Annotated in this window: 14 protein-coding genes; 6 read left to right on the forward strand and 8 right to left on the reverse strand. The window is 52.6% G+C overall.

Translation table 11 applies throughout. The features are described 5' to 3' along the window. Positions 1 to 134: 134 nt before the first annotated feature. The gene (locus tag B4N58_RS01705) at positions 135 to 1,211 is read right to left on the reverse strand and encodes an HD-GYP domain-containing protein (RefSeq protein ID WP_291745247.1); all 1,077 of its coding nucleotides are present in this window, start codon (positions 1,209 to 1,211) and stop codon (positions 135 to 137) included. A 152-nt stretch (positions 1,212 to 1,363) separates the two neighbouring features. Here B4N58_RS01705 and B4N58_RS01710 point away from each other — a divergent pair, with 152 nt between their 5' ends. The 4 genes from B4N58_RS01710 to B4N58_RS01725 all read left to right on the forward strand — a co-directional run bounded on the left by B4N58_RS01710 (position 1,364) and on the right by B4N58_RS01725 (position 6,721). Continuing rightward, positions 1,364 to 3,559, forward strand: a complete 2,196-nt coding sequence (locus tag B4N58_RS01710) for a membrane dipeptidase (protein WP_291745249.1) — start codon at positions 1,364 to 1,366, stop codon at positions 3,557 to 3,559. Beyond that, entirely contained in the window at positions 3,556 to 3,942 is a 387-nt protein-coding gene (locus B4N58_RS01715; RefSeq protein ID WP_291745251.1) for a hypothetical protein, read from the forward strand. The genes B4N58_RS01710 and B4N58_RS01715 overlap by 4 nt, the downstream gene beginning before the upstream one ends. Beyond that, the gene (locus B4N58_RS01720) at positions 3,939 to 4,670 is read left to right on the forward strand and encodes a sulfite exporter TauE/SafE family protein (RefSeq protein ID WP_291745253.1); all 732 of its coding nucleotides are present in this window, start codon (positions 3,939 to 3,941) and stop codon (positions 4,668 to 4,670) included. The genes B4N58_RS01715 and B4N58_RS01720 overlap by 4 nt, the downstream gene beginning before the upstream one ends. A 95-nt stretch (positions 4,671 to 4,765) precedes the next feature. After that, a complete protein-coding gene (locus tag B4N58_RS01725) occupies positions 4,766 to 6,721 on the forward strand; it encodes a methyl-accepting chemotaxis protein (protein ID WP_291745255.1) in 1,956 nt (651 codons plus the stop codon). A 3-nt stretch (positions 6,722 to 6,724) separates the two neighbouring features. Here B4N58_RS01725 and B4N58_RS01730 read toward each other — a convergent pair whose 3' ends face one another. Continuing rightward, a complete protein-coding gene (locus B4N58_RS01730; RefSeq protein WP_040513453.1) occupies positions 6,725 to 7,087 on the reverse strand; it encodes a phage holin family protein in 363 nt (120 codons plus the stop codon). A 119-nt stretch (positions 7,088 to 7,206) separates the two neighbouring features. On the opposite strand from B4N58_RS01730, the gene B4N58_RS01735 reads away from it, so the two are divergent. Continuing rightward, positions 7,207 to 8,025 (forward strand): class I SAM-dependent methyltransferase, encoded by an 819-nt coding sequence (locus tag B4N58_RS01735; protein ID WP_291745257.1) that lies wholly within the window; start codon positions 7,207 to 7,209, stop codon positions 8,023 to 8,025. A 29-nt stretch (positions 8,026 to 8,054) separates the two neighbouring features. Here B4N58_RS01735 and B4N58_RS01740 read toward each other — a convergent pair whose 3' ends face one another. From B4N58_RS01740 to flgM, 6 genes are all read right to left on the reverse strand, one after another. Continuing rightward, positions 8,055 to 10,328 carry an ATP-binding protein gene (locus B4N58_RS01740; RefSeq protein ID WP_291745259.1) on the reverse strand — a complete coding sequence of 758 codons (2,274 nt, stop codon included), beginning with the start codon at positions 10,326 to 10,328 and terminating at the stop codon, positions 8,055 to 8,057. A gap of 13 nt (positions 10,329 to 10,341) precedes the next feature. Beyond that, positions 10,342 to 11,301 (reverse strand): ABC transporter substrate-binding protein, encoded by a 960-nt coding sequence (locus B4N58_RS01745; protein WP_291745260.1) that lies wholly within the window; start codon positions 11,299 to 11,301, stop codon positions 10,342 to 10,344. A 183-nt stretch (positions 11,302 to 11,484) separates the two neighbouring features. Further along, positions 11,485 to 12,000: a porin family protein gene (locus B4N58_RS01750; RefSeq protein ID WP_291745262.1), complete on the reverse strand. Its 516-nt coding sequence runs from the start codon at positions 11,998 to 12,000 to the stop codon at positions 11,485 to 11,487. Positions 12,001 to 12,120: 120 nt separating this feature from the next. After that, the gene (locus B4N58_RS01755) at positions 12,121 to 13,212 is read right to left on the reverse strand and encodes a fatty acid desaturase family protein (RefSeq protein WP_008251969.1); all 1,092 of its coding nucleotides are present in this window, start codon (positions 13,210 to 13,212) and stop codon (positions 12,121 to 12,123) included. A 30-nt stretch (positions 13,213 to 13,242) separates the two neighbouring features. After that, complete coding sequence (locus tag B4N58_RS01760; protein WP_291745264.1) at positions 13,243 to 14,355, reverse strand: ferredoxin reductase; 1,113 nt, start codon at positions 14,353 to 14,355, stop codon at positions 13,243 to 13,245. Between the two features lie 200 nt (positions 14,356 to 14,555). Then, positions 14,556 to 14,852 (reverse strand): flagellar biosynthesis anti-sigma factor FlgM, encoded by a 297-nt coding sequence (gene flgM, locus B4N58_RS01765; RefSeq protein WP_291715449.1) that lies wholly within the window; start codon positions 14,850 to 14,852, stop codon positions 14,556 to 14,558. Between the two features lie 244 nt (positions 14,853 to 15,096). On the opposite strand from flgM, the gene B4N58_RS01770 reads away from it, so the two are divergent. Continuing rightward, on the forward strand, positions 15,097 to 15,516 hold the full coding sequence (locus B4N58_RS01770) for a BLUF domain-containing protein (protein WP_291745266.1): 420 nt from the start codon (positions 15,097 to 15,099) through the stop codon (positions 15,514 to 15,516). Positions 15,517 to 15,584: the final 68 nt, after the last annotated feature.

Genomic DNA, 15,584 nt, shown 5'->3' on the forward strand with positions numbered 1-15,584 from the left:
GAGCGAGGTGAGCAAGAATCCATTCAACAAGGGATCAAGCGGTTTTCAGTGCGACACAAGGAACCCATGCCGAGTTGGCAAGAAACCAGCAATAAACCGCAGCGGTGACCCTTCAAGTTCAGCTCCCAAGTCACCTACAGCGCCACATGCCCGGTCTGCTGCGCAGGCTGCAGTGACGTATCTTTGGTTGAAGATGCAGTCCGAGAATTGGCAGTTTTCACGGTATAAAGTTTCAGCTGAACACCATGCTGCTGTTCAGCCTCCCGCACTCGGCCAATAAAGTGGCGAGACACAACCTGGCCCTTTGACAACCACATAAATCCGTCCGGCCCCTCAAAATCACGAGCCAACACCAATCCTTCGTACAGGTCTTCACCATGCAAAATCTTCTCATTGGCCTTCTCGGCCGCTTTCAGTTTTACAAGGGCAGTGGGTAAAACTGCAATCACCTTGGGGTCGTAACGTTTGCCAGCCGCACCCACCAAAAATGTCTGGGCTTGCAACTCATCAAAAGCCTTGGACGCCAGCCAGCCTTGTTGCAATTCGTCGTAGTCTTCTGCCACCGCCAGAATTCGCGCACCCAGCGGAATGCCCTCGCCCTCCAACCCATCGGGAAAGCCCTGGCCATCGTAACGCTCATGGTGGTGTCGAATAATCTCGGACACATGCACCATTTCCGATACACCATGAAAAGCCGCTTGCGCCTTCATTGGGTGCTTCATCAAGGCCACACGCGCATCACCCTTCAACTCCACCACAGGCTTGAACAGTGTGTCGTCACTCAAACCCAGCTTGCCAATGTCGTGCAACAGCGCGGCCACATAAATATCCTGCAAAGCAGAGTCGCTGGCATGAAGTTCTTTGGCAATCAAACGCGCCAATTCAGCGACTCGCAAGCCATGGGCAGCCAGTTGTGGCGAACGCAACTCCATCAAATTGGAAAACGACTTCACTGCTGCCAGGTACTGCATGCGCATCTCGCGCTGAATTTGCTCCAACATGAGTTGCATTTGGTGGGTTTCGGCACGCTGGGACTCCAACTGCTGACTCAAGCTTGAGTTTGCACCCTGCAAACTTTCAACTTCCTTGCTTAACTTCTCAGCATTGCCTTGGAACTCCGACAACTGGCGCTCTAGTTCCTTGATCAACTGCTTGTCATCGGTGGCTTGTTCAACAGACATGGTGCGGGTTCCCTTGCGAATGCGGCGCATTCTCCTCGAATGGAATAACGGCAGGCCTTTCAGGAATCTGAAACCCTTTACCCCTCTAAATGGGGGGTGTCCTTTACTGAATCTGAAATGACCTATTGTCAGTATCAATTTGTAGAACCAATCGAGTCACAAAGACCCTGGGAAGACGAGACATGAGACACGCCCTACTTGGCACCCTGGCGCTGTGCACAGCCCTGGCCGCCTGCAGTTCCGATTCAGGCACCGCCGCTGGCGGTACCGACGGACGCACGACCCCCAATGAAGTTGAAGTGGCCCCCACGGCATTCAATATTGCAAACCAGTGTGTCGCAATTCAATCGCTGGCCAACAACAAGTTTGTGGCACTGAGCAGCGACGGCAGCTACGGCGTCACCGAGGCCACCGCTGTCAACGCAGCACCCTTTTTCCTCAAGGCCACCGCTTTGGGAAAGTACATGATTTACAACCGCAACGACGCCATGATGCAAGCCGTGGGCAACTCGGCAGGCACGCCGGTGAGTAGCAGCAACGCGTTTTCCGACTCGATTGAGTGGGCGGTTCAGGAAGATGAAAAAGGTCGAAGTGGCTTTTCCCTGACCAACTCTGGCAACACCATGAAGCTGGCCTTGCTGGGCTTCAGCAATGGTTTGGGTACTGTAGAAAGCGCAGGCAACAGCGAAGAAACCCTGTTTCAGTTTGTTAAAACCACAGGCTGTGCCGAGTTTCCTGAAATTTCAACCAACACTGAAGGCCGCACCTTTGCAGGTGCCGGGCTGAACCGCGCGGTAAAAGGTTTCGCCGATGTGCACAACCACATTACAGCCACCACTTTTCTGGGCGGTGCGCACCACGGCACACCCCACCACCGTTTTGGCGTGACCCAGGCACTGGGCAGTTGCGAGGCCAACCATGGCCCCATGGGCAGGCTTGATTTGGTGGACAATCTGTTCAAGTTTTCACCTACAGCAAGTCATGAAACCGAAGGTTGGCCCACCTTCCGCAGCTGGCCCGCTGCCGACGCACTTACCCACGAAGGTCTGTACTACAAATGGCTGGAACGAGCCTGGCAAGCCGGCTTGCGTATTTTTGTAACCAATCTGGTTGAAAACGAAACCCTGTGCAATTTGGTCAAAGTCAGCAAGGGAAAACCCCTCGCAAATTGCAACGAGATGGAAAGCGCAGTTACCCAAATCGAATACGTGAAACAACTTGAAAGCTACATAGATGCCCAGGAAGGTGGCCCTGGCAAAGGTTGGTTCCGCATCGTGACCAGCCCGGCAGAAGCCCGGCAAATAATTAATGAGGGCAAGCTGGCCGTGGTGTTGGGCATAGAAATTTCACACCTGTTCAACTGCGGCATCAAGCTGGGTCAAAACCTGTGCGATGAAGCTGAAATCGACAAGCAGCTTGATCGCTTGCACGCACTGGGTGTGCGGCAAATGTTCCCTATTCACGAATTTGACAACGCATTTGGCGGCAATGGCATCTTCGATGGCGCAGTGCTCAACGTGGGTAACTTTGTCGACACCGGCGCATTCTGGCAAACCTATGACTGCCCAGGTGGCGACAACAATTACGCCGACTACATTCTGCGACAGCCCGGTGCAGTCATGACCTCGCTACCCGGTTTGGGCAACGACCCGTTGACCCAGGCACTGATTGCCAACAACCCAGGTGTGGCGCCAATCTACCCTACGGGAGAGAACCAGCGCCAGTGTAATCGCCGCGGCCTGACCGAACTGGGCAAATACGCCTTCAAGCGATTGATGGAAAAAGGCATCATCATTGAAGTAGACCACATGGAATTGAGCATCAAAGGCGATTTGATTGACATGGCCGATCGCCAGCAACCCAAGTACCCACTGGTGTCTACCCACGGTGCACATGGCGGCATTACCCGGGAGCAGGGCCGCAAAATTCTGGCTGCGGGCGGCATTATTTATCCCTATCAAGGCAATGCACAAAGCTGGGCTGAAGACCTCAAGGTCATAGCGCCACTCAAGAGCCAACAGTTTGATTTCGCCATGGGTTTTGGTGCCGACACCAACGGTTTGGGCGCACAGGCAGGTCCACGGGGCGCCGACCGCCCACAGATCACCTATCCGTTCACCCTGTTCCAGGGACCCGATTGGGCTGGCGTATTCAACACCAATGTAAGCCCTGTGAAGTTCGAGAAGCAAACCAGTGGCGAGCGCGTGTTTGATGCCAATACAGAAGGGCAAGCCCACTACGGCCTGAAAGCCGACTGGGTGGAGGAACTGCGCCTTGAAGGTGGCAACGAGGCCTTGAAGGCACTCTACAATTCAGCCGAGGTGTATATTCAAATGTGGGAACGAACCACAGCGAAAAGACCTCAAATTAATCCATGAACAAACGCGCACTTGTTTACCTCGGCCTCGCCAGCGCCACGCTGGCCGGGGCTTACCTCTACGTTCAATCATTAACAAATGAAACTGCAACTGCCCCCGCAGCTCAAGGCGACACGGCACTGGCGCTTGAATCCCTGTCCATCATCGATGGCAGCTTGACCACAGGTTCCTACAACGCAGCAGTCCGCCAAGGACAACGCATTCAGTTTTTAGTGCACAGCAATCAAACCGATTCACTGATCGTTGAGGGGCTCGACGCACGCGTGCCACTTCCCGGCAACCAAACCACATTGGTCAGCATAGCGGCCAACACACCAGGCACCCATGCCATTGAGCTTGATCTTTCCGGCACCACCATCGGCAGCATTGAAGTAACGCCATGACCCTGGTCGTGCTGCTCAGCCTTGCAGCATTTGTCACCTCCAGCATCACCGCCGCCATGGGCATTGGTGGCGGCGTGGTGTTACTGGCACTGATGGCTCAACTGGTACCCCCCGCCCTCCTGATCCCCCTGCACGGCGCAGCCCAACTCATGTCCAACACCAACCGGGTGCTGGTGCAACGCAAATTCATCAATTGGAATTACATCAAACCCTTTCTGCTCGGCTCCGTTGTGGGCGGCGCGTTGATTACGCCGCTGGCGCTTTACATGCCTGTGCCTGTAGGGCAGGTGTTGCTGGGCCTGTTCATCGTTCTGGCCACCTGGAAAAGCGCTTGGTTGCGCTTGGCGAACTGGCCACCAGCGGCATCCGGTGGAATTACCACCGGACTAAGCCTGGTGCTGGGTGCCACGGGCCCACTGGTGATGTCAGTGCTGCCCAAATCTGACTGGGAAAGGCAAGTGGTGGTGGGCACACACGGCATGGCCATGGTGATTCAACACGGCATTAAAGTAATCGCATTTTCAACGCTGAATGTGAGTTTGATGGAATACTGGCCCCTGCTGTTGGGCATTGGCGTCGCAACACTGGCCGGCAACCTGCTGGGCGCAAAGCTATTGGCGCGGGTGCCCGAAGACAAATTCACGATCATCCTGAATTGGCTGCTGACTGCACTGGCCTTGCGTTTGATGTACCAAGGCTTGAACGCCCTTCTGACCACGGGCAACTAACCATTTCGGGTTCCCATTCAACAGGGATACCAAGCGATTAATTGTGTTCCACACTCAAGGCTGCACACAATTCATACGCCCCTGAAGGTTGCCCCATGGTATTCAAACCGATTCTTGACTCGCTGACCCTGCCCAAAAAATGCGCCATCATCGCACTGCCACTGTTGTTGGCCTTCGGCTTCCTGTTTCAGCAAATGTACGCACAAATCAATACGCTCATCAGCTCGTCTGAAAACGAGTTGCGTGGGGCTGTTTTTCTGGAAAAGATAAATCCCTGGTTGCAAAAGGCTTTGGTTGATCGCGCTCAAAAGCAGAACGGGGCCCTCGGTGATCTCAACGCAGCGATACAAGCTTCAAAAGCAGACTTGCCGAACACCTGGCCCATCACAGCCAGCAACGTGGAGCAAGTTGCGGCCCTATTGCCCAAAGCGCTGAGCGAAAACGCCACCGAGGCCCAATCTGAAGAACTGGGCAATCAAATGGTCACCCTGGTGCGCCAACTCGCCGATGAAAGCGAACTGACTCTCGACCCCTTCCTGCCCAGCTACTACATGATGAGTCCCATGGCCTTTCAGTTGCCGCGCGTGATTGAATACTTGTCAGAATTAGAGGGACGTCTTCGCAACCCCAACAGCGATGCAGCAGGCACTTTGAGTTTTGTTGAATCACGACTTGGCACTTTGGGTCGCGCAATGGATGAAATTCGTGAAGCCACCGAGAAATCAGCTGCTGCAGGCGGCGCAATCACCGCTGACACGCGCGCGCAAATTGACACCATCGACCAACGAATTGACAGCATCTCGACCTGGGTTCAGGAACAATCGGCGAAAGACCTCAATTACGACAGCATTACAGGCCATGCCAACATGGTTGTTTTGCTTGGCGAGGCAGTCAGCACAGGATTTCAACTCAGCCAAAGCCTGAACACAACCTTGCAGGCCGACCTGACCGAGCGCATTTCTGGCATGCAAGGCACACTGATTAAAGCGGGAGTTGGTTCACTGGCAGTACTGTTGCTGGCGTTTGCCCTGGGTTATGTGGTGTTCAAAGACACCAACACCGAAATTGCCCAAATTTTGGCGCATGCAAAAATTATCGGCATGGGCGACTTGTCCAAGCGCATAGAAAACCATGGCAGCAATGAAATCAGCAAAATTCGCGCAGCACTCGAAAATATCCGCCAAAAACAAACAGGACTGGTGGGTGAAGTAAAGGACGCATCCACCCGAATGGCCGACACCATCAACACCTTGGTCATTGCCGCGGCGCAGGTCAAAAGCAGCGTGCAGGAGCAAACGGATTCTGCTTCGGCTGTGGCGGCCTCGGTCGAGGAACTCACGGTATCGATCGGCCAGGTACACACCCACGCCAACCAGGCGCTTGGTTTGTCCAATCAGGCCGGCCAATCGTCAATTAGCGGGCGAGAGAGTGTCAAACAGGCTCGCCAGGCCATGGAAAAAATTGGCGACGCTTCGGGCAATCTGGCACAAAGCATCAACAACCTCGGCAATCAGTCCGACAACATTTCCAGCATTATTCAGGTCATTCATGCCATTGCCGATCAAACCAACCTGCTCGCCCTGAACGCAGCCATTGAAGCGGCACGCGCTGGTGAACAAGGGCGCGGATTTGCAGTCGTGGCAGATGAGGTACGCAAACTGGCCGAGAAAACTGCGCAGTCCACCAAAAGCATATCGTCTTTGATTTCGGACATCCAGAATGAAACCCGCTCAGCAGTGGCGCAAGTCAATGGCTGGGCAGACATGATCAACCTCGGTCAGTGCTCATCCCTGGGAGCCGACCAGCAAATGGAGGCCATCAACCACCACACCGGCGATGCCGAACGCGCGGTGACCGAAATCACAGAAGCCTTAAAGGAACAAAGCTCGGCTTCCACGCTGATTGCCCAGCAGGTTGAGCGAATTGCACGCATGACCGAGGAAAGCCAGGGCGTGGCCCATGAGGTTAACCATGTGATTACCGAACTGCAAAGTTTGTCGAATCAAATGGACACCGTCATGGGCAAGTTCAAGCTGGCCCAACAAGCCTAAAGCTTAGATTCGCTCGATTCTGACCTTTTCCTGAAACAGGATCGAGCTTAAAAAAGTAGCGAACAAGGAGTACAACAGGGCAGCCAATACAGCCCACCAAAAACCATTGACCTGGAAGCCTTCCAGGATGGAACCCACCCAGTAGAACATCAGTCCGTTTAAAATAAAGTAAAACAGACCCAGGGTGAGTACAGTCAATGGCAGGGTCAGAATGAGCAGTACGGGCTTCACGATCGTATTGACCAAACCCAGAATCAATGCAGCCCACAACGCGGCCCAAAACCCTTCCACAACCACACCTGGCAGCAAGTAAGCCACGCCCATCAGGGCCACTGCGTGCAAAACCCAGCTCAGCAAGAGTTTCAAATCCATTCCCTCCAAGTTCAGAAAACAAGTGATGTACAATCAAAATGCTTGGTTGCCAAGCTATCACATTTCAGTAAAACCGTTTCAGCAACAACATTAAGCAACAACGAGAATTTCAGATGGATGTCACTCAACGCCTCGTCTCCCGCAGCTGCCCCTTCTGCCAGAACAGTGCCGAAGACGCGCAGGTACTCAGCTACGGCAGCAGCGAGTGGCCCATGATTGAATGCAACAAATGCCAATTTGTGTATCTGAAGCGTGCACCGGTTTACGAACGCCTGAGCGAAGAATTTGCCTGGGAGAAAACTTCGGAAACCGAACGCCAGGTGCGCGAAGAACGCGAACCTGTCAAACAAGGCTTAAGCCGTGCCTTCAAACATTTTCGGCAAAAAGTGCTCAAACGAAACAAGCTGCCTGAATTGATCGAGAAATACATTCCAGGCGGCCGGGTGCTCGATATTGGCTGTGCTGCTGGTGGCCTGCTGGCCACCCTGCCCGCCAAATACCAGCCCTATGGCATCGAAGTGTCCAAAGCATTGGCCCAAGCGGCCAGTGAAGTAGTGGAGCCGCGGGGCGGAAGCATCATGCATGACAATGCCTTGAACGGCATTCAAAAGCTGCCCGAGAACCACTTCGCAGGCGTACTGATGAGCGCCTTTCTTGAACATGAGGTAGAACCCAATGGCCTACTGCAAGGTGTGGCCAAAGTGCTTCAGCCTGGCGGTGTGGTCATTATCAAAGTGCCCAACTATGGTTCCTGGAACCGAAAAATTCGCGCCGAAAAATGGTGCGGCTTTCGCCTGCCCGACCATGTGAATTACTTCACCCCAGACAACCTGGAGGCATTGATTGTTCGGCAAGGCATGAAAATAGTGCAATTTGGTTTGGCCGACAAGCAACCCACCAGCGACAACATGTGGATTGTTGCTGCCAAATAGTGGGGTACAACTAGAAGGGCACAAACTGATTACACGTTCACCGGCTTTACCAGTTTGTTGAGCATGTACATCAGGTCTTCGGGCTGTAGCGGCTTGTGCAACACCGCATTCATGCCGGCTTCAAGGGCTCGCCTTTCGTCTTCGGGCCCCACCTCACCGGTCAAACCAATCACTGGTAAATTCGCATTGAAGGGTTGTTTGCGCAACTCGCGGGTAGCCTCGAGACCATCCATCAAAGGCATTTGCACATCCATTACCACGGCATCAAAACCATGGCCGTATTGCAACAGGAACGACAAAGCCTCCAGCCCATTGTTGGCCTTGGTAATGTTGGCTTGCTTTCGTACCAAAATGCCTTCGAGCACCTTCAAGTTCAAGTCACTGTCGTCCACAATCAGCAAATTCATTTTTCCGCTTGCTGCAATCGCCAGGTTGGTTCGCGTGGCCAGGTTCGGTGCTGCGTTTTTAAAAGCATTCTGAAGTTGTAGCGGCGTTAAAGGCTTTACATAAATAGCACTGAAAATTTCGCTAATACCCTTGTCCAGCAAACGTCGGGTGTCATCGCTGCCCAGCAACACAGCACAGGGCACACCCATCAAGCCCATGGCCTTGACAAACTCGATCCAGGCCAAGCGATCAATCTGCCGTTTTGGGAAGTCCAGCACAATGCCAGCAACACCCAAGGTACTCACCATCAACTTGCGGGCATCTTCAAGGCTTTCGGTGGTGATTAGCTTGCGGCCCACCAAATCACAGGAGTTCAACAAGGCCTTCGTTTGAAGCTCACTCTCCGACACCAGCAAAACCGTATCACCAGTCTCGGTCAAAGTACTAGTGCCACCTTGAGGTACTGCGAATTCAAGTTCGGCCCAAAAGGTGCTGCCGTGCCCCAACTCGCTGTTGAAACCCAGACTGCCATTCATCAACTCGACCAGCTTTTTTACCAAACTTAAACCCAGGCCAGAGCCACCAAATTCCCGTGCAACCGAAGTGTTGGCTTGGTGAAACTGTCGGAACAGGTTAGTCTGCCCCTGCGGTGAAATACCCACTCCGGTGTCTCGCACTTCCACGCGCAAACGGCACACACCGCCCTGATTGGACAACACTTGCAATATCAAATGCACATGCCCCACCTGCGTAAACTTGATGGCATTGCCCACCAGGTTCACCACAATTTGACGGAAACGCAACTCATCACCGATCAACTCGCGCGGCATGTCGCTGGGCGGGTCAATAATCAGCTCGATTGGCTTGCTCGCCGCGGCACCCGTCATGATCCCCGACACCTTGTCGATAAACTCCAGCGTCGAGAAGGGCTTGGATTCCAGTTCCATGCTGCCTGCTTCAATTTTTGAAATATCGAGTACATCACTGACCAAATCGATCAGATTGCGCGATGTTTTTTCCAGGCTTTCCAGCAACAACTTTTGGTTGCTCGACACCGAAGTGTCCTTCAACAAATAGGTAAGGCCGACGATGCCATTCAGTGGCGTGCGAATTTCATGACTCATGTTCGACAAAAATTCTGTCTTGGCCTGGCTCGCCATTTCCACGCGTGTGTTGGCCTCGCGCAAACGCTTGTTTTTGTGCGCAAGGTTGTGGGCCATCTGGTTGACCGCTTTGGACACATCGCCCAATTCATCATTGGTGTTCACTTCACACACCGCATCTTCATTGCCATTGCGAATTTCATCAGCAGTGCGCTTCAACTTGGCCAAGGGGTTCAACACCCCAGTGCGCATCAACACCACCAACAAGGCGATCACCACCACAAAACTACCCAAGCCCACCGATTCCAAAAGGGTCAGGCCTTTCAGGTTTCTGGCTTGTGCCTCATTCACTTGAGTGGCCCACTGGTAACCCAACTCGGAAATTACCTGGGTTTCAGCGATCAAGCGCTCCACGATCAGACTTTGCCGGCGCTCCAGAAAAGCTGCACTGTTGTTCCCGGGTACCACACTGCTGTTCAGCTCGTTGAAAATAGGCTTCAGTTCCGCCAGGCTGCCTTGAATGTCTGAAAGCTCTTGCGGTGCCACCGAGGGGTTTACAGTGGACTGAATCAAGCGTTCAAGTTCTTCCTGGGTACGCAACCAGGCATCGGCCACAGAAGGCGACTTGAACAGCACGTACTCCTGGGTCAGAACCAACAGACTGGACGACAAACGGGTAATACTTTGAGCCTTTTGCGACTGCTCCAAACCCTTGAACTGCTCACTGAGAATGAACAGATTGCCCAGCACCAACACCACCGCGCAAACAATGGTGCTAAGAATGGCAAGGTTGATTTTGGTAGCAACACGCACTAAACACTTCCCGTTATTGAAGCGACACAGCGCCAGGGTCTACTGCTTTCAAAAAGGCAGGATACAAAAACCCGGTGTAATTGGGTTGAGGCAAGCTGGATTCCACATGCCCTTCACGAAGAGCCCAACGCGCTTGCCCTTCCATTGTGCGCGGCAAAGAGCGATTCAAACTTAAGCGATACCGGTAGTCATCAAATATTTTATCCACCACAACCACCGGAATCTTCAATCGCTTGGCTGCCAAGGCCTTCGCCTTCTCAGGGTGGGTCTGAATAAACTGGGTGCTGTCTTTCAGGGCCTGCACCACTCGTTCAAGTTCTTGTGGCTTGGATTTGATCGCGCTTTGCATGGCAATCAAATTGAATGTCTCGGTGTACAACTTCGGGATGGGCACCAGTTGCACGTCTGTTCCCAACTCCAGCTCAATTCGGGATGCAAAAGGCTCCCAGATGCACAGGGCATCCACCTCTTTGTTGGCCAAGGCGGCCAGGGCTGTTTCAGGGGTAATGGTTTTCAGCTTTACTGTGTCGGGGTCGATACCGTTGTAAACCAGCACCAGGTCGAGTACATACTGGCTTGCACTGCCTTTTACATAACCCAGGGTCTTGTCCCGAAGCTTGCTAGGCTCATTGATGTTTAAATCAGTACGACCCACCACTTTCAAGTCGTTCGACACACTCACAAAACTGGTCAGAATCGCGAAATCGTTTCGAGTAAAACTGTTGAACACCACTGGCAACTCGGTGGCGGTGGCCAGGTCAGTTTGACCGTCCAACATGTTCTTCACGCAGCGGTTGCCGCCTACGCAATTCACAAACTCAATATTCACACCACGTTTCTGGAAAAAGCCTTCCGACTCGGCGATGTACAAAGGCAGGGAGAGTATGGTTTCAGACACCCCGATGCGCAAAGGCGCAGCTTGGGCGACAAGTGATGACAACAAGAAACTGAGAAAAAGTGCGGTGCGAAGCATTCAAACTCTCGATGACCAAAGGACCCCTCAAAAGTGTAGGGGCATTGCTACATCAGAAAACTACCAAGAAGAAACACAAAAAGCCATCTCTTCCGGACATTGAATGATCAAACACTCAAGGAGTGTAGCAAGGCGTGGACAGAGGGGTGCACCTTTCCTGGCACACCCCTGAGTTACTTGAGTTTAGAAGGCAAAAGTGGCAGTCAAATTCAAGCCGTCTGCTTCGATGTTGTCTTTGTCGTAAAGCATCTCGTAACCTGCACGAATGTTCACGCTGCCTGCGGTGTACATCACACCACCGCCATAGCTGAGCGCGCCATCGTCGTCGCTGGTGTTAAAGCCAGGGCCACTGACATTGGCATCCAGAAAACCGTAACCCAAAGTGCCGTACAGCGAGAACTGATTGTTCAAGGGCAATTTGCCCAAGAGGTTGGCACCAATGTAAGAATCCACCTCAGCGCGGAATGCACCGGAGTTCTCTTCATCCACACCGGTCATCAAGCGGCCCTCTACGGCCAGGTTGGGGCTGAGTTCGTAGCCACCGACCACACCGAGCGTGTCAACATCCAGCTCGACTCCGCCAATCCGACTGTCGGTAATTCCCAAGCTGTTGTAGGTGGCACCCAGATAAGGGCCTTCGGCGAAGGCTGGGCTGGCTGCGGCGGCAGACAAAACGGCGATAGAAATTAGTTTTTTCATGGCTGACTTCCTTTGTTTGTTATGGATACTGCGCACCCCTTGGGGGGAGCACGGTACCTAACGCAGCAAATCAGCCATCGGGTTACAAAAACCGATAATACGCAGTAAACCGAGAGGCGATCAGGCCGCCACAGCTTCCTGATTCTTGCGCTTCAAGCTTGGCAGGCTGTACTTGAAAGCGCGACCCACCACAGTCGAGAACTGCTTTACCAGCGAGGCCTTGTTGTAATGCTGACCGTAACGCTTGCAGATTTCCTGCACTTCAACCGACATTTCCGCGTAGCGGTGCGCTGGCACCTCGGGGAACAGGTGGTGTTCAATCTGGTGGCTCAGGTTGCCAGACATGATGTGGAACAACTTGCCACCAGTCAGATTGGATGAGCCTTTCAATTGACGCAAGTACCAATGCGCTTGCGATTCGCCATCGATAATCGACTTGTCGAACACTTCAGAATCGGCTGTGAAGTGACCACAGAAAATAATCACAAAGGTCCAGTAATTGCGAATAATGTTCGCCAGGAAGTTTCCTGCCAACACCGGCAAGAAGAAAGGGCCTGCCAACAGCGGGAAGAACACATAATCTTTCGCAATTTGACGACCAGCTTTCTTGAACGTGGGAATGGCGCGGTCTTTGGTTTCCTTCAGGGTTTTCTCACCGCTGATTACTTTTTCAAGTTCAAGGGTTTGCAAAGCCAGCAGGTTTTCGAAGAAGGTGGCCAGCAAAACCATTAAAGGTACGTTCGCCAAAAAGCGCGGCTCCCATTTCTGTTCAGGAAACAGACGCAACACGCCATAACCAATGTCATGGTCCTCGCCCAGCACGTTGGTGTAGGTGTGGTGACGGTAGTTGTGGCTGTAGCGCCAGTTGTCAGCTGTACACCAGGTGTCCCACTCGTAGGTTTGGCCCATCAGGCGCTTGTTTTGCATGAAGTCGTATTGACCATGCATCACGTTGTGGCCCAGTTCCATGTTCTCCAGAATTTTTGACACGCCCAAAGTCAGCGTACCCAAAATAAATGCAGGCGGGAAAATACCGGCCATCAACAGGCCACGGCCTGCGATTTCGGTGTAACGCACTGCTTTTTCAATTTTGGTGATGTACTTGGCATCGCGTTCGCCAACATCGGCCAAATGCTTTTGACGAATCGCTTCAATCTCGGCACCAAACTGTTCCAGTTCAGCGGGGCTCAATTTGCGGTCAGCTTTTCTCATGATTTGCTCCAGTATTTTTAGGTTTTGCTTTTACAGGTCCAGGGAAACCGGACCTTGGGCGGCGTTGATACACAAACGCAGCGCCGAATTGTTGGTGGCACACACCGATTTGTTTTGCATGTTCTGCGTGGTACCTGTCAGCTTTTCGCATGAACAGGTGTTGCAAATGCCCATGCCACAACCGTGTGGGGGGTTAATGCCCTGCTCTTGCAGTGCTTTCAACAGTGGCTTGTTGTTGCTCACTTCCAGAATGCGGTTGCTTTTGGTCAGGGTCACTGTGAATGTTTTTACTTCGGCGTTTTCATCGATGGTCAAAGCCATGGGTGTGAACGATTCGGCGTGGAAACTCTTGGGGGTGTCGCCCAAAATGCCGCGCAAAGCATTCATGAAACCATCGGGGCCACAGGCATATACATCAGTCGTTTCCAGCGTACCCGCCACAGCAGCAAATTGCTCCGCACTGGGGCGGCCCGCCAAATCACCCTCGGCCAAGTTGGCACCGCTTTCCAGCAGGCGCACGTACTTGAAATGTTCGTTGGCCTTGGCTTTCAGGTTTGTGTCGAACAACACATCTTCGGGGTTGCGCGCCCAGCTCATCAGCGTTACATCGGCTGGCCAGCCCTTGGCTTCCAGTTCTTCAATCAGACTGATCATCGGTGTAATGCCGCTGCCGGCAGCCAACAGCAACATGGTGGGGCGCTGTGCGCTCAAATTCGGTTGAGTGTGCGCAAGGGTCATGTCACCGAACACATCGCCCAGTTCTACCACGGCGCCCACTTCCAGCTGGTTCACAACGTAACGCGAAACCAAACCAGTTGGGGTTTGCTTGATGGTCAGGCGCACCAGGCCACTGTCAGTGGGCGCGCAGCTGAAGCTGTAGGAGCGGGTGTGCACTACGTCATCAATCGTGATACTGAGGTTCACGTGCTGACCAGCTTCGAAACCCTTAAACAAGGCGTTGGGACGCAACCACAGGCTGACTGCATCAGCAGTTTCGCGATCAATACGCACCACCTCGGCCAGGCAGCGGTCAGTTGAATGTGTGCTACCTGCTTGTTCAAGCCAGAAAGTAACGAATTCCTGACCCAGAATTTTGGAGAGTCCGCGGACTACTTTGCTAGACAGTTGGCTGTTGGTTCTCATTGCGTTTTCCACATTAGTGAACAGATGTGCACCAATGTAACTAAAAACGCCGGTTTTTCGCAAGTAATTTTGCTGAAAAAAGTAGAATAAAGTGTCAGAAGAGTACAACTGTACACTTACTTATTAGATTAAATCATTGTTTTTATTGATATTTATTTTAAAGAACTTAAATACGGAATTTAGTGAACACTTTTTAAAATTCACCCACCTAACAAGGCTTTTTGATCGTTGATCATACGATCTGCCACGATGTTCGCATCTATTTTCAAACCACCCTCACTGAGCTGACGGCGAATCATTTCCACCTTGTCTGCATCAAAGGGGGTTGTGCTGTCCACCAACATGGTCCCTCTCGGCCTTGAGATTGACACCACCACACTGGCACCATCCCGGTCTGCGGCCGTTTTCACTTCCGGCGGGCGCGATGCAGCCAAAGCATCCGCCTTCTTGGGATCGGGCATGGTAAAGGCTATCGGGGGTTTGTCGCCAGAAATCATGGTGATGCTTGCGCTTGGTTTGTTGAGGCGGAAAAACAGAAAGATACTTAGAACAGTTCCGGATATAAATCAGGCACACCAGAAAATGAATGCAAGGCATCATCTGACAGGCTGTCTGAAAATCCTGACAACGCCAGAATTGCCACCGGAATCACCCGCATCCTCACTCGACGCATTGTCAACTCAACACACTAGCATTGTGAAATCAAATCCATAAACCCCCAGCCCACCCGGAGCACAGCGCATGATTCGACTTCTTTATTGCAGCCAAGCCAGGTCTGATTTCAGCGAAGAAGTACTCAAGGAAATTTTGCTGACCTCCAGAAAAAACAACAGCGCAGCGGGAATCACCGGCGTATTGGTGCATGGTGGCGGCATGTTCATGCAAGTGCTGGAGGGGCCCGAGCAAACCGTGCTGCGTACCTACATGAAAATTCTCGATGACAAGCGGCACACCGACAGCCGAATCATTCAAATTTCGCCGATCAAAGAGCGCATGTTCGACAACTGGACCATGGGTGTTATCGAAGCAGAACCACTCACCTTTGAACACGTCGCCAAGTTGCGGGCCAATCGTCTGGAAACATTGAATGCAGATGCATTTACACAGGTGATACGCGAATTCAACGCCTTGCTTGCCTATTCTGGCCAAATTGGACAGTGATTCTGGCTGAAACTGGACAGCCATTCCAGTTCAAACTGGACACTTTTTTCAATCGCCCGCGGGGCTGT

It is taken from the genome of Limnobacter sp. UBA3528 (genome assembly GCF_002377005.1).
Lineage (GTDB): Bacteria > Pseudomonadota > Gammaproteobacteria > Burkholderiales > Burkholderiaceae_B > Limnobacter.